This is a genomic window from Stagnimonas sp. FW305-C-60 (assembly GCF_058782965.1).
The window spans coordinates 127,393-140,076 of record NZ_JBYSYF010000007.1; the positions used below are offsets into that span (position 1 = coordinate 127,393).

10 protein-coding genes and 1 tRNA gene are annotated in these 12,684 nt (G+C 63.0%); all 11 read right to left on the reverse strand.

Features of this window, described 5'->3' with window-relative positions; all coding sequences use genetic code 11:
* Positions 1–76: 76 nt before the first annotated feature.
* Positions 77–4,321 carry a DNA-directed RNA polymerase subunit beta' gene (rpoC, locus tag AC3WT6_RS16090; RefSeq protein ID WP_492654622.1) on the reverse strand — a complete coding sequence of 1,415 codons (4,245 nt, stop codon included), beginning with the start codon at positions 4,319–4,321 and terminating at the stop codon, positions 77–79.
* A gap of 60 nt (positions 4,322–4,381) precedes the next feature.
* Complete coding sequence (gene rpoB, locus AC3WT6_RS16095; RefSeq protein ID WP_492654623.1) at positions 4,382–8,458, reverse strand: DNA-directed RNA polymerase subunit beta; 4,077 nt, start codon at positions 8,456–8,458, stop codon at positions 4,382–4,384.
* Positions 8,459–8,664: 206 nt separating this feature from the next.
* The gene (gene rplL / locus AC3WT6_RS16100; protein WP_492654624.1) at positions 8,665–9,048 is read right to left on the reverse strand and encodes a 50S ribosomal protein L7/L12; all 384 of its coding nucleotides are present in this window, start codon (positions 9,046–9,048) and stop codon (positions 8,665–8,667) included.
* 54 nt (positions 9,049–9,102) lie between these two features.
* On the reverse strand, positions 9,103–9,627 hold the full coding sequence (rplJ, locus tag AC3WT6_RS16105; protein WP_492654625.1) for a 50S ribosomal protein L10: 525 nt from the start codon (positions 9,625–9,627) through the stop codon (positions 9,103–9,105).
* 262 nt (positions 9,628–9,889) lie between these two features.
* Positions 9,890–10,582: a 50S ribosomal protein L1 gene (rplA, locus tag AC3WT6_RS16110; RefSeq protein WP_492654626.1), complete on the reverse strand. Its 693-nt coding sequence runs from the start codon at positions 10,580–10,582 to the stop codon at positions 9,890–9,892.
* A gap of 10 nt (positions 10,583–10,592) precedes the next feature.
* A complete protein-coding gene (rplK, locus tag AC3WT6_RS16115; RefSeq protein ID WP_492654627.1) occupies positions 10,593–11,024 on the reverse strand; it encodes a 50S ribosomal protein L11 in 432 nt (143 codons plus the stop codon).
* Positions 11,025–11,127: 103 nt separating this feature from the next.
* Entirely contained in the window at positions 11,128–11,355 is a 228-nt protein-coding gene (locus AC3WT6_RS16120) for an uL11 family ribosomal protein (RefSeq protein ID WP_492654628.1), read from the reverse strand.
* A 73-nt stretch (positions 11,356–11,428) separates the two neighbouring features.
* Positions 11,429–11,962, reverse strand: coding sequence for a transcription termination/antitermination protein NusG (gene nusG, locus AC3WT6_RS16125; RefSeq protein WP_492654629.1), 534 nt, complete (start codon positions 11,960–11,962; stop codon positions 11,429–11,431).
* A gap of 3 nt (positions 11,963–11,965) precedes the next feature.
* Complete coding sequence (secE, locus tag AC3WT6_RS16130) at positions 11,966–12,346, reverse strand: preprotein translocase subunit SecE (RefSeq protein ID WP_492654630.1); 381 nt, start codon at positions 12,344–12,346, stop codon at positions 11,966–11,968.
* A 48-nt stretch (positions 12,347–12,394) separates the two neighbouring features.
* Positions 12,395–12,470: transfer RNA gene (locus tag AC3WT6_RS16135), tRNA-Trp, on the reverse strand.
* Positions 12,471–12,600: 130 nt separating this feature from the next.
* Positions 12,601–12,684 (reverse strand): EF-Tu C-terminal domain-related protein (locus AC3WT6_RS16140; protein ID WP_492654633.1); only part of this gene is annotated, 84 nt, incomplete at its 5' end.

A 12,684-nucleotide genomic window follows, 5' to 3' on the forward strand; every position in this document is an offset into this window, starting at 1 on the left:
TGTCTCTTGGTTGCAGCGGACGCCAGAAACAAAAAGGCCGGGCTAAGCCCGGCCTTTTTGCACTGACAACTTACGACTACTCTTCGGAGCCCGCCTCGGCCTCGTCATCGGCGTCGTCGGTATCCCGCGCTTCGCCGCGCTCGGCGGTGAAGATGTCGGTGATCGGCGTCGAATTGCGCGCGGTCTGCAGATCCTCGAGCAGGCTGCCACCGCGCATGCGGCGACGCTGCTCGTGGTGCGCTAGACCGGTGCCGGCCGGGATCAGACGACCGACGATCACGTTCTCCTTCAGGCCACGCAGCTCGTCGCGGCTGCCGCGGACGGAGGCCTCGGTGAGCACGCGGGTGGTTTCCTGGAACGAAGCGGCGGAGATGAAGCTCTCGGTCGACAAGCTGGCCTTGGTGATGCCCAGCAGCTGACGGTCGAACTTCGCCGGACGCTCGTTCTTGCCCTTGACCTTCCGGTTTTCGGACAGCACGTGGAAGATTTCCGCCTGCTCGCCCTGCAGGAAGCGGGTGTCACCGGTTTCGGTGATCTCCACCTTGCGGAGCATCTGACGGATGATCGTCTCGATGTGCTTGTCGTTGATGCGCACACCCTGCAGGCGATACACGTCCTGGATTTCCTTCACCAGGTAGTTGGCGAGAGCGGTGACGCCCTGCAGACGCAGGATGTCGTGCGGGCTCGGCTCGCCGTCGGAAATCTGCTCGCCGCGCTCGACGTGCTCACCTTCAAACACGGTGATCTGCGTCCACTTCGGCACCAGCTGCTCGACTTCCTCGCCATCGGCCAGCACCACCTTGATGCGCTGCTTGCCCTTGGTGGGCGCGCCGAACTTGATGGTGCCGCTGGCTTCCGCCAGCACCGCCGGGTCCTTCGGCTTGCGCGCTTCGAACAAGTCGGCGACGCGCGGCAGACCGCCGGTGATGTCGCGCGACTTGGCGGATTCCTGCGGCAGACGGGCGATGACGTCGCCGACGCCCACTTCGCCGTCGTCCTCGATGCTGACGATGGCCTTGGGCGGCAGCGCGTAGGCAGCCGGAATCTCGGTGCCCGGGAACATCAGCGGCTTGCCGGTGTTCACGTCGAGCAGCTCGATGACCGGCTTCAGGTCCTTACCGGCCGAGCCACGGGTCTTGGGCTCGGTGATGACCAGCGTGGACATGCCGGTGATGTCGTCGGTCTCGCGGGTGACGGTGATGCCGTCCTCGAAGTCCTTGAAGCGCACGCGACCGGCGATTTCGGTGACGATCGGGTGGGTGTGGGCGTCCCACTTGGCCAGACGCTGGCCAGCCTTGATGGCATCGCCATCCTTGACCATGATGGTGGCGCCGTAAGGCATCTTGTAGCGCTCGCGCTCGCGGCCCTGGGCGTCGATCACGCCCAGTTCGCCGGTACGCGACACCGCCACGCGATGGCCGTCACGGTGACGCACGGTCTTGACGTTGTGCTCGCGGATGGTACCGGCGGCACGCGCATCGACACCGTCCGCAGCCGCGGCACGGGAAGCCGCGCCACCGACGTGGAAGGTACGCATGGTCAGCTGGGTGCCCGGCTCACCGATCGACTGCGCGGCGATGACGCCGACCGCTTCGCCGATGTTCACCTGATGACCGCGCGCGAGGTCGCGGCCGTAGCACTTGGCGCAGACGCCGAAGGGCATTTCGCAGGTGATGGAGCTGCGCACCCAGATCTCGTCGACACCGTGCTTGTCGAGCAGGTCGGCGGTCTTCTCGTCGATCAGGCTGCCTTCGTCGACGATCACTTCCTCGGTGCCGGGCTTGGTGACGTCCTTGAGCGCTGTACGACCCAGCACGCGGTCGCGCAGCGGTTCCAGCACGTCACCACCTTCGACCACCGGGGTCATCAGCAGACCGTGTTCGGTGCCGCAATCCTGGCTGGTGATCACCACGTCCTGCGCGACGTCGACCAGACGGCGGGTCAGGTAGCCGGAGTTCGCGGTCTTCAAGGCCGTATCCGACAGGCCCTTACGGGCACCGTGGGTGGAGATGAAGTACTGCAGAACGTTGAGGCCTTCGCGGAAGTTGGCAGTGATCGGCGTCTCGATGATCGAGCCGTCGGGCTTGGCCATCAGGCCGCGCATACCGGCCAGCTGACGGATCTGGGCGGCGCTACCACGCGCGCCGGAGTCCGCCATCATGAACACCGAGTTGAAGCTCGGCTGCTCGGCCTGGGTGCCGTCCTTGAGGGTGACCTTTTCCTTGCCGATGCGCGCCATCATCGCCTTGGCGACGTCGTCGTTGCACTTCGACCAGATGTCGACCACCTGGTTGTAACGCTCGGTCTGGGTGGTCAGGCCCTGCTGGTACTGGTTGTCGATTTCCTTGACCTTGTCCTCGGCGACCTCCAGCAGCTTGGCCTTCTCGTCCGGCACGATGATGTCATCGATGCAGAAGGAGATGCCCGAACGGGTGGACATGCGGAAGCCGGCGTACATGAACTGGTCGGCGAACACCACGGTGTCCTTGGCGCCGGCGCGGCGGTACACCGCGTCGAGCACGCGGCCGACTTCCTTCTTGGTCAGGGTCTTGTTGATGACGCTGAACGGGATCTTCTCGGGCAGCACTTCCGACAGCAGCGCGCGGCCGGTGGTGGTCTCGATCAGACGGAGCACCCGGATGCCCTGGGCCTCGTCGTAGTCCTGCAAGCGCACCTTGATCTTGGCCTGCAGATCGACCACGCCGTTCTCGTAGGCGCGATGGACTTCGGCCAGGTCGGTGAAGATCATGCCGTCGCCCTTGGCGGCGAGACGCTCACGGGTCATCCAGTACAGACCGAGCACCACGTCCTGCGAGGGGACGATGATCGGCTGGCCGTTGGCCGGCGACAGGATGTTGTTGGTCGCCATCATCAGCACGCGCGCTTCCAGCTGGGCTTCGAGGCTCAGCGGAACGTGCACGGCCATCTGGTCACCGTCGAAGTCGGCGTTGAACGCCGTGCAAACGAGCGGATGCAGGTTGATGGCCTTGCCTTCGATCAGGATCGGTTCGAAAGCCTGGATGCCCAGACGGTGCAGGGTCGGTGCGCGGTTCAACAGAACCGGATGCTCCTTGATGCACTCTTCCAGCGCGTCCCAAACCGCCGGCTCCTCGCGCTCCACCATCTTCTTCGCCGCCTTGATGGTGGTGGCGATGCCCAGGCGCTGCAGGCGGCTGAACACGAAGGGCTTGAACAGTTCCAGCGCCATCTTCTTGGGCAGACCGCACTGGTGCAATTTAAGCGTCGGGCCGACCACGATGACCGAACGGCCGGAGTAGTCGACGCGCTTGCCGAGCAGGTTCTGGCGGAAGCGGCCCTGCTTGCCCTTGATCATGTCGGCGAGCGACTTGAGGGCGCGCTTGTTGGTGCCGGTGATCGCGCGGCCACGACGGCCGTTGTCGATCAGGGCGTCAACAGATTCCTGCAGCATGCGCTTTTCGTTGCGCACGATGATGTCCGGCGCGGTCAGCTCCAACAAGCGCTTCAAGCGGTTGTTGCGGTTGATGACGCGGCGGTACAGGTCGTTGAGGTCGGAGGTCGCGAAGCGGCCGCCGTCCAGCGGCACCAGCGGGCGCAGGTCCGGCGGCAGCACCGGCAGCACCGTGAACACCATCCACTCCGGCTTGTTCTTGGAGCTGATGAGGTATTCGATCAGCTTCAGGCGCTTGCCGAGCTTCTTGATCTTGGTGTCGGAACCGGTGGCGGCGATGTCCTCGCGCAGCTTGAGGGTCTCGGCCTCCAGGTTCATGTGCTTGAGCAGGTCGTGCACAGCCTCGGCCCCCATGCGGGCATCGAAGTCGTCACCGTACTTCTCGACCGCTTCGAGGTAGTCCTCTTCGGTCAACAGCTGACCCTTTTCCAGCGGGGTCATGCCCGGGTCGACGACCATGTGGGCTTCGAAGTACAGCACCCGCTCGATGGCGCGCAGCGGCATGTCGAGCAAGAGACCAATGCGGCTGGGCAGCGACTTCAGAAACCAGATGTGGGCGACCGGGCTCGCGAGCTCGATGTGGCCCATGCGCTCGCGGCGCACCTTGGCGACGGTGACTTCGACGCCGCACTTCTCGCAGACCACGCCGCGGTGCTTGAGGCGCTTGTACTTGCCGCAAAGGCACTCGTAGTCCTTGATCGGTCCGAAGATCTTGGCGCAGAACAGGCCGTCACGCTCGGGCTTGAAGGTGCGGTAGTTGATGGTTTCCGGCTTCTTCACTTCGCCGAAGGACCAGCTGCGCACCGTTTCCGGTGACGACAGGCCGATCTTGATGGCGTCGAAGTCCTCGAACTCTTCCGGCGGCTTGATGAAATTGAAAAGGTCTTTCATGACTTACTCCTGATTCGTATCCGGGGCCCCCGGTGGCGTCTAGACGCCACCGGCAAACGGCTATTGGTTCTGTTCCAGCTCGATGTTCAAGCCGATCGAGCGGATTTCCTTCACCAGCACGTTGAAGGACTCCGGCATGCCCGCCGTCATCTTGTGATCGCCATCCACGATGTTCTTGTACATCTTGGTGCGACCATTGGTGTCGTCGGACTTGACCGTGAGCATTTCCTGCAGCGTGTAGGCCGCGCCGTAGGCTTCCAGCGCCCAGACTTCCATTTCGCCGAAGCGCTGACCGCCGAACTGCGCCTTGCCGCCCAGCGGCTGCTGGGTGACCAGGGAGTACGGACCGGTCGAACGCGCGTGCATCTTGTCGTCGACGAGGTGGTTGAGCTTGAGCATGTACATGTAGCCGACGGTGACCTGGCGGGCGAACTGCTCGCCGGTGCGGCCATCGGTGAGCTGCGCCTGACCGGTGCGCGGCAGGCCGGCGAGTTCGAGCAGATCCTTGATCTCGCTCTCGGCGGCGCCGTCGAACACCGGAGTCGCCATCGGCACGCCCTTCACCAGGTTGTGCGAGAGGGTGACGATCTCGGCGTCGTTCAGCTCGTCGAGATTGGCGCCGACGCCACGACCCAGCGAGTAGATCTTGCCGAGGAACTTGCGCAGTTCTGCGACCGCCTTCTGCTGGCGGATCATCTCGTCGATCTTGTGGCCCAGGCCACGCGCGGCCCAACCGAGGTGGACTTCGAGCAGCTGACCGATGTTCATGCGCGAAGGCACGCCCAGCGGATTGAGCACGATGTCGACCGGGGTGCCGTCCGGCAGATGCGGCATGTCTTCCACCGGCACGATCATCGAGACCACGCCCTTGTTGCCGTGACGGCCGGCCATCTTGTCGCCCGGCTGGATGCGGCGGCGCACGGCGAGGTAAACCTTGACCATCTTCAGCACGCCGGGCTGCAGCTCGTCGCCCTGCTGGATCTTGCGCTTCTTGGAGTCGAAGCGCTTGTCGAACTCGACGCGCATTTCCTTCAACTGCTTGGCGGCGGCTTCCAGCTGTTCCTGGGCGAGGTCGTCGGCCAGGCGCACTTCGAAGAACTTCTCACGCTCGAGGCCGTCGAGATAGGCGCTGTCGATAACCGTGCCCTTCTTCAGCTTCATCGGACCGCCGTCGGCGACCTTACCGGTCAGCAGGCGACGCACGCGGTCGTAGATGTCTTCCTCGAAGATGCGCATCTGGTCGTTCAAGTCCTTGCGGACCGAGGCCAGTTCGGCTTCCTCGATGGCGAGCGCGCGCTTGTCCTTCTTCACGCCTTCGCGGGTGAACACACGCACGTCGATCACCGTGCCGTCGGTGCCGGCCGGCACCTTCAGCGAGGTGTCCTTCACGTCCGAGGCCTTCTCGCCGAAGATCGCGCGCAGCAGCTTTTCTTCCGGAGTCAGCTGGGTCTCGCCCTTGGGCGTGACCTTGCCGACCAGGATGTCGCCGGCCTTCACTTCGGCGCCGATGTAGACGATGCCCGACTCGTCGAGGCGGCGCAGGGCCGACTCGTTGACGTTGGGGATGTCGGCAGTGATTTCCTCCGAACCCAGCTTGGTCTCGCGCGCCACGCAGGTGAGCTCTTCGATGTGGATCGTGGTGAAGCGATCCTCTTCCACCACGCGCTCGGAGAGCAGGATGGAGTCTTCGAAGTTGTAGCCGTTCCAGGGCATGAACGCGATCAGCATGTTCTGGCCCAGCGCCAGCTCACCGAGATCGGTGGACGGGCCGTCGGCGATCACGTCGCCACGCGCCACCATCTCGCCCGGCTTCACGATCGGGCGCTGGTTGATACAGGTGGTCTGGTTGGAGCGGGTGTACTTGACGAGGTTGTAGATGTCCACGCCGGCTTCGCCAGCGATGGTTTCCTCGTCGTTGACACGAATCACCACGCGGCCGGCGTCGACCTTGTCGACCACGCCGCCACGCTTGGCAACGATGGCATTGCCGGAGTCGACGGCGACGCGCTTTTCCATGCCGGTGCCGACCAGCGGCTTGTCGGCACGCAGCGTCGGAACCGCCTGACGCTGCATGTTCGAACCCATCAGCGCGCGGTTGGCGTCGTCGTGTTCCAGGAAGGGAATCAGCGCGGCGGCGACCGACACGATCTGGCGCGGCGACACGTCCATGTACTGGACCTTGTCGGGCGTCATCATGGTGAATTCGTTCTGGAAGCGCACCGACACCAGTTCGGAAGTCAGCTTGCTGCTCTTGTCCAGCTCGGAGTTGGCCTGGGCAATGACGTAGCGGCCTTCCTCGATCGCCGACAGGTAGTCGATCTGGTCGGTGACCTTGCCGTCGGTGACCCGGCGGTAGGGGGTTTCCAGGAAGCCGTACTCGTTGGTGCGCGCGTAGCAGGCCAGCGAGTTGATCAGACCGATGTTCGGGCCTTCCGGCGTTTCAATCGGGCAGACGCGGCCGTAGTGGGTGGTGTGCACGTCGCGGACTTCGAAGCCGGCGCGCTCGCGGGTCAGACCGCCCGGACCGAGGGCGGACACGCGACGCTTGTGCGTGACCTCCGACAGCGGGTTGTTCTGGTCCATGAACTGCGACAGCTGGCTACTGCCGAAGAATTCCTTGATCGCGGCGCCCACCGGTTTGGCGTTGATCAGATCCTGCGGAGTCAGGTTGTCGGCTTCCGCGAGCGCCAGGCGCTCGCGCACCGCACGCTCGACGCGCACCAGGCCGGTACGGAAGACGTTCTCGGTCATTTCGCCCACCGCGCGGATGCGGCGGTTGCCGAGGTGGTCGATATCGTCGGTCTGACCTTCGCCGTTGCGGATGGCGATGATCTCCTTCATGACCGCCAGGATGTCCTCGGTATCGAGCACGCCCGGGCCGGTCACGGAGTCGCGACGCAGACGACGGTTGAACTTCATGCGGCCGACGGCCGAGAGGTCGTAGCGGTCGGCGCTGAAGAACAGGCCGGCGAACAGGGTTTCGGCAGCGTCCTTGGTCGGCGGCTCGCCGGGGCGCATCATGCGATAGATTTCGACCAGCGCTTCCAGGCGGGTCTTGGTCGGATCGATCTGCAGCGTGGTGGAAACGTACGGACCCTTGTCGAGATCGTTGACGTAGAGGGTGCGCAGTTCCTTGATGCCGGCGCTGCGGAAGCTGTTCAGCAGATCCTGCTTCAGCTCGCTGTTGGCGGCGGCCAGCACTTCGCCGGTGTCCGGGTGGATGACGTCGTGGGAGACGATCTTGTCGAGCAGGTAGCTGTCCGGCACCGCCAGGCTCTTCAGACCGGCTTCGATGATCAGCTTGATGTGGCGGGCGGTGATGCGCTTGCCCTCCTCCACCAGCACCTTGCCCTTGGCGACGATGTCGAACTGCGCGGTTTCGCCACGTAGACGCTCGGCGACCAGGGTCAGATCGGCGCCTTCGGGAGTCAGCGTGAAGCGGTTCTGCTCGTGGAAGGTCTCGAGCATCTTCTGGTTGTCGAAGGACAGCGCGCGCAGCAGGATCGTCGCCGGCAGCTTGCGGCGGCGGTCGATACGCACGAACAGGTTGTCCTTGGGATCGAACTCGAAGTCCAGCCAGGAGCCGCGGTACGGAATGATGCGGGCGCTGTACAGCAGCTTGCCGGAAGAGTGCGTCTTGCCACGGTCGTGGTCGAAGAACACACCCGGCGAACGGTGCAGCTGGCTGACGATGACGCGCTCGGTGCCATTGATGATGAAGGTGCCGTTGTCGGTCATGAGCGGCACTTCGCCCATGTAGACCTCCTGCTCACGGACGTCCTTCACCTTCTTTTCCTTCGACTCGCGGTCGAAGATCACCAGGCGGGTGGTGACCTTCAGCGGTGCGGAGTAGGTGAGGCCACGGATGCGGCATTCCTTCTCTTCGAAGATCGGCTCTTCCAAGCGGTACTTCACGAACTCCAGGGCAGCGGAGCCGTTGTAGGCGTTCATCGGGAACACCGACTTGAACGCCGCCTGCAGGCCAATGTCCTTGCGCTTGGAAGGCTGCGTCTCGGCCTGCAGATACTCCCGGTAGGAGTCAATCTGGGTGGTGAGCAGGAAGGGGACTTCCATCGTCTCCGTCTGCTTGCGGAAATCCTTGCGGATGCGCTTTTTCTCGGTGAACGAGTAGGCCATCGGTCGTAATCCTCGTCTAATGAATCAATCCGCACCGTCAGCAATGCGGTGGTTTGCGCTCTGGGGGAAAGTCAGACCACAAACCACCGAATTTCTTCAGGTACTACCAACAACAATTTGGGGAACGGCAAAAACGGCAAGAGGCCGGGGGCATTGCAGCCCCCAGCCTTTTGCTTGAATCGCAGCTAGCGAGTCGGTGCAAGGTCTTACTTGACGTCGACCTTGGCGCCGGCTTCTTCCAGCTTCTTCTTCATGGCTTCGGCGTCGGCCTTGTTGACGCCATCCTTCACGGTCTGCGGGGCGCCTTCGACGAGGTCCTTGGCTTCCTTCAGGCCGAGGCCGGTGATCTCGCGGACAACCTTGATCACGTTGACCTTCTTGGCGGCGTCGATGCCGGAGAGGACGACCGTGAACTCGGTCTTCTCTTCCACCGGGGCAGCGGCGGCGGCACCGGCGGCCGGGCCAGCGGCCACGGCGACAGCGGCGGCGGACACGCCGAACTTCTCTTCCATCATCTTGACCAGCTCGACGATGTCCATGACGGACTTGGCGGCGATCGCGTCAAGGATTTCCTGATTGCTGAGGGACATTTTGAAACTCCAAAAGTGGTTTGTTGGGTACTGCGGAGAGGATGCGGAGAGTCCTTACTCGCCTTGCTTGTCGGCGACGGCCTGAACCGTGCGGACAAACTTGGCGGTGGGCTCGGCCAGGGTGCGGACGAAGCTGCCGATCGGGGCCTTCATCGTGCCCAGGAGCAGGGCGATGGCCTGATCCTTGGTGGGCAGCGAGGCGAGGCGGTCGATGTCCGAGGCGGGGTACAGCGTTCCGCCGACGGCCAGCGCTTTCACGACCAGCTTGTCGTTTTCCTTGGCGAAGTCCTTGATGACGCGGCCGACAGCACCCGGATCCTCGAGCGAGAAACCGAGCACCAACGGACCGACCAGCGCCGGGATCAGGCACTCGAACGGAGTACCTTCAACCGCCTTGCGGGCCAGCGTGTTCTTCACCACGTGCAGGTAGATCCCGTTCTCACGGGCCTTGCTGCGCAGGGCATCGAACTTGCCGGCCGTCAGGCCGCGGTACTCGGCGGCAACCGCCGAGAGCGCGCGCTGGGCGACGTCGTTGACTTCCGCAACCAGGACCTTCTTGTCTTCCAGCTTGAGCGGCATGGGACTTGTTTAACTCCTGGTGCTAACTACGAAATCGGATTCGTCCACGGCTGTGGACTCCTCCGGCCTTTCGGTGCTTCCTTCTTCCGCTTGTGGCGGCGTTCGGGTCACACCATCTGCGGCAGCGGCGTTTCAGCCTTTAAGCCTTTGGGCCAACAACGCCCTGGGGCACTGACGGTCTTTGATGATGTGGCTTGGAGCCACACAACAAAGTTCTGGGTACGGCGCCGGTCGTTATCACCGGCGCCGCGAATGCTGCGCCTTATTCCGGCAGGCTCGACAGATCGACGACGATGCCGGGGCCCATGGTGGTGGAGAGCGTCAGCTTCTTGAGGTAGACGCCCTTCGCCGAAGCCGGCTTGGCCTTGCGGATATCGCGCACCACCGCCAGCAGGTTCTCGACCAGCTTCGACTTCTCGAAGTCGGCGGAACCCACCGAGGCGTGCAGGATGCCGGCCTTGTCGGCGCGGAACTTGGCCATACCAGCCTTGGCATTGCGCACGGCGCCAGCCACATCCGGAGTGACGGTGCCGGTCTTCGGGTTCGGCATCAGGCCACGCGGGCCCAGCACCTGACCGAGGGAACCGACGACGCGCATCGCGTCCGGCGAGGCGATCACCACCTGATAGTTCAGGTCGCCACCCTTCATGGCGGCAGCGAGATCGTCCATACCGACGGCATCGGCACCGGCGTCACGGGCTTCCTGAGCCTTGGCACCCTGGGTGAACACGGCCACTCGCACCGACTTGCCATTGCCGTGCGGCAGCACGGTGGAGCCGCGGACGTTCTGGTCGGACTTCTTGGGGTCGATGCCGAGGTTGACGGCGATGTCGACCGATTCCTTGAACTTGGCGGTGGAGCACTGCTTGAGGATGTCGAGGGCCTGCTCAACGGGGTAGCTCTTGCCGGGCTGCACCTTTGTGGCGAACAGCTTTTCGCGCTTGGTCTGCTTCATGGTCTTCCCCTTACTTCAGCTCGGAATCGACGCCCATGCTGCGGGCGGAACCGGCGATGGTGCGCACAGCAGCATCCATATCGGCGGCGTTGAGGTCGGGCCACTTGGCCTTGGCGATCTCTTCCAGCTGACCACGGGAAATCTTGCCGACCTTCTTGGTGTTCGGGTTCGAGGAACCGGACTCCAGGCCGAGCGCCTTCTTGATGAAGAAGGTCGCCGGCGGCGTCTTCATCACGAAGGTGAAGGATTTGTCCGAATAAACGGTGATCACCACCGGAATCGGCATGCCCACTTCCAGCTTCTGGGTGGCGGCATTGAACTCTTTGCAGAACGCCATGATGTTGACGCCCTGCGAGCCCAGCGCGGGACCGATCGGGGGAGAGGGATTGGCTTTGCCCGCTGGCACTTGCAGCTTGACGTAGCCCTGTACTTTCTTGGCCATCTAACGCTCCTGGTTTGGGTGCGAACGCCCCAGCTCTGCACTGGCGGCTCCCCTGTGAAAACCCCCTGCGCCTTGGCAGACGCAGAGGGAGAAAACTGTTGCCTTACAGCAGCGGCACCGTGACAAAGGTGTAGGAGTGGTCGTCGTACACCGTGATCGTGGACTGCAGCAGCGTCCCCACCGGCCAGCTGGCCGTGGCCGCGTTGAAGTCCTTCACGAATGCCTCGACGTTGATACCAAATGCTCCTAGGGCAGGACCGAGAGCCTCGGTCAGTTCAGCGGTTCCAGCCCCCAAAATCAGCGAAACGACCCCCTGTACCTTTCTGGCCATAGACAGCTCCGTTAGTTATGTTCCCGACAACCTCCCCGAAACGGCCCCCACGACCGTCACAGGGTCACACTTTTTAAGTCTTCTCGACCTGCGAGAACTCCAGCTCCACCGGTGTCGAACGACCAAAGATCAGCACCGCCACACGCAGGCGGTTCTTGTCGTAGTTGACCTCTTCGACCACACCGGTGAAATCGGCAAACGGACCATCGTTGACCCGCACCTGCTGACCCGGCTCGAACAGGGTCTTGGGCTTGGGACGCTCCACCGCTTCTTCCACGCGGTTGAGAATGGCATTGGCCTCCTTGTCGGAGATCGGCGCCGGCTTTTCCGCCGTACCGCCGATGAAGCCCAGCACCTTCGGCGTGGACTTGACCAGATGCCAGGTGTCTTCGTTCATTTCCATATTGACGAAGACATAGCCGGGGAAGAACTTGCGCTCGGTGGTGCGCTTCTGGCCATCCTTGATTTCGACCACTTCTTCGGTCGGCACCAGGATTTCACCAAACTGCTCGTTCAGACCGGCGCGGCCGATACGCTCCTTGAGCGCCTTGGCAACACTGTTTTCGTACTGGGCGTACGCATGCACAACGTACCAACGCATGGTCATGACCTAGCCCCGTCCCGTGAGTTTTTCAACACCGTACAGGAGCACACCATCGAGCCCCCACATCAGCAAAGACATGATCAGCACCACCACCGCAATCATCAGGGTGGTCTGCACACTTTCCTGGCGTGTCGGCCAGACCACCTTGCGCAGCTCGGTGCGGGCACCCGCGATGGCAGCCCATACCGCCTGCCCCGTCGAGGTGCGATAACCCACGGCAGCCGCCGCGCCCAGCGCGGCCAGCAGCAGCAGCACCCGGACTACCGCCGGCAGTTCGGCTTCAAAGTAGTAGAAGGCGAACAGCCCGCCAACGAACAGGATGGCGGCGAGCGCCAACAAAGCCTGATCTTTGCGGGGAGAACCAGCCTCAAGGGCTTGGGATTCCATCATGACACCCGGTGATGAACCATGATCCAGCCATTTACCAGTTGCGAATGGCAGGGAGAGAGGGCTTCGAACCCCCAACCTTCGGTTTTGGAGACCGACGCTCTACCAATTGAGCTATCCCCCTGCAGCCCTCGCTAACCGACAACAACTTACGATCACAGCCAAAAAATAAAACCAGCAAAACCAAAAGGGGCGCGATGATACGCGCCCCCTCGAAAACCTGTCAATCCATCTCGCGACGGACTAAAGGTTCTTTAGGCCAGGATCTTGGTCACCACGCCGGCGCCGACGGTACGACCGCCTTCACGGATGGCGAAGCGGACCTGCTCTTCCATCGC

Bases quoted from the DNA above. Each gene is read 5' to 3' on its own strand.
- rpoC (WP_492654622.1), bottom strand. From the start codon at position 4,321: ATGAAAGACCTTTTCAATTTCATCAAGCCGCCGGAAGAGTTCGAGGAC.
- rpoB (WP_492654623.1), bottom strand. From the start codon at position 8,458: ATGGCCTACTCGTTCACCGAGAAAAAGCGCATCCGCAAGGATTTCCGC.
- rplL (WP_492654624.1), bottom strand. From the start codon at position 9,048: ATGTCCCTCAGCAATCAGGAAATCCTTGACGCGATCGCCGCCAAGTCC.
- rplJ (WP_492654625.1), bottom strand. From the start codon at position 9,627: ATGCCGCTCAAGCTGGAAGACAAGAAGGTCCTGGTTGCGGAAGTCAAC.
- rplA (WP_492654626.1), bottom strand. From the start codon at position 10,582: ATGAAGCAGACCAAGCGCGAAAAGCTGTTCGCCACAAAGGTGCAGCCC.
- rplK (WP_492654627.1), bottom strand. From the start codon at position 11,024: ATGGCCAAGAAAGTACAGGGCTACGTCAAGCTGCAAGTGCCAGCGGGC.
- AC3WT6_RS16120 (WP_492654628.1), bottom strand. From the start codon at position 11,355: ATGGCCAGAAAGGTACAGGGGGTCGTTTCGCTGATTTTGGGGGCTGGA.
- nusG (WP_492654629.1), bottom strand. From the start codon at position 11,962: ATGACCATGCGTTGGTACGTTGTGCATGCGTACGCCCAGTACGAAAAC.
- secE (WP_492654630.1), bottom strand. From the start codon at position 12,346: ATGGAATCCCAAGCCCTTGAGGCTGGTTCTCCCCGCAAAGATCAGGCT.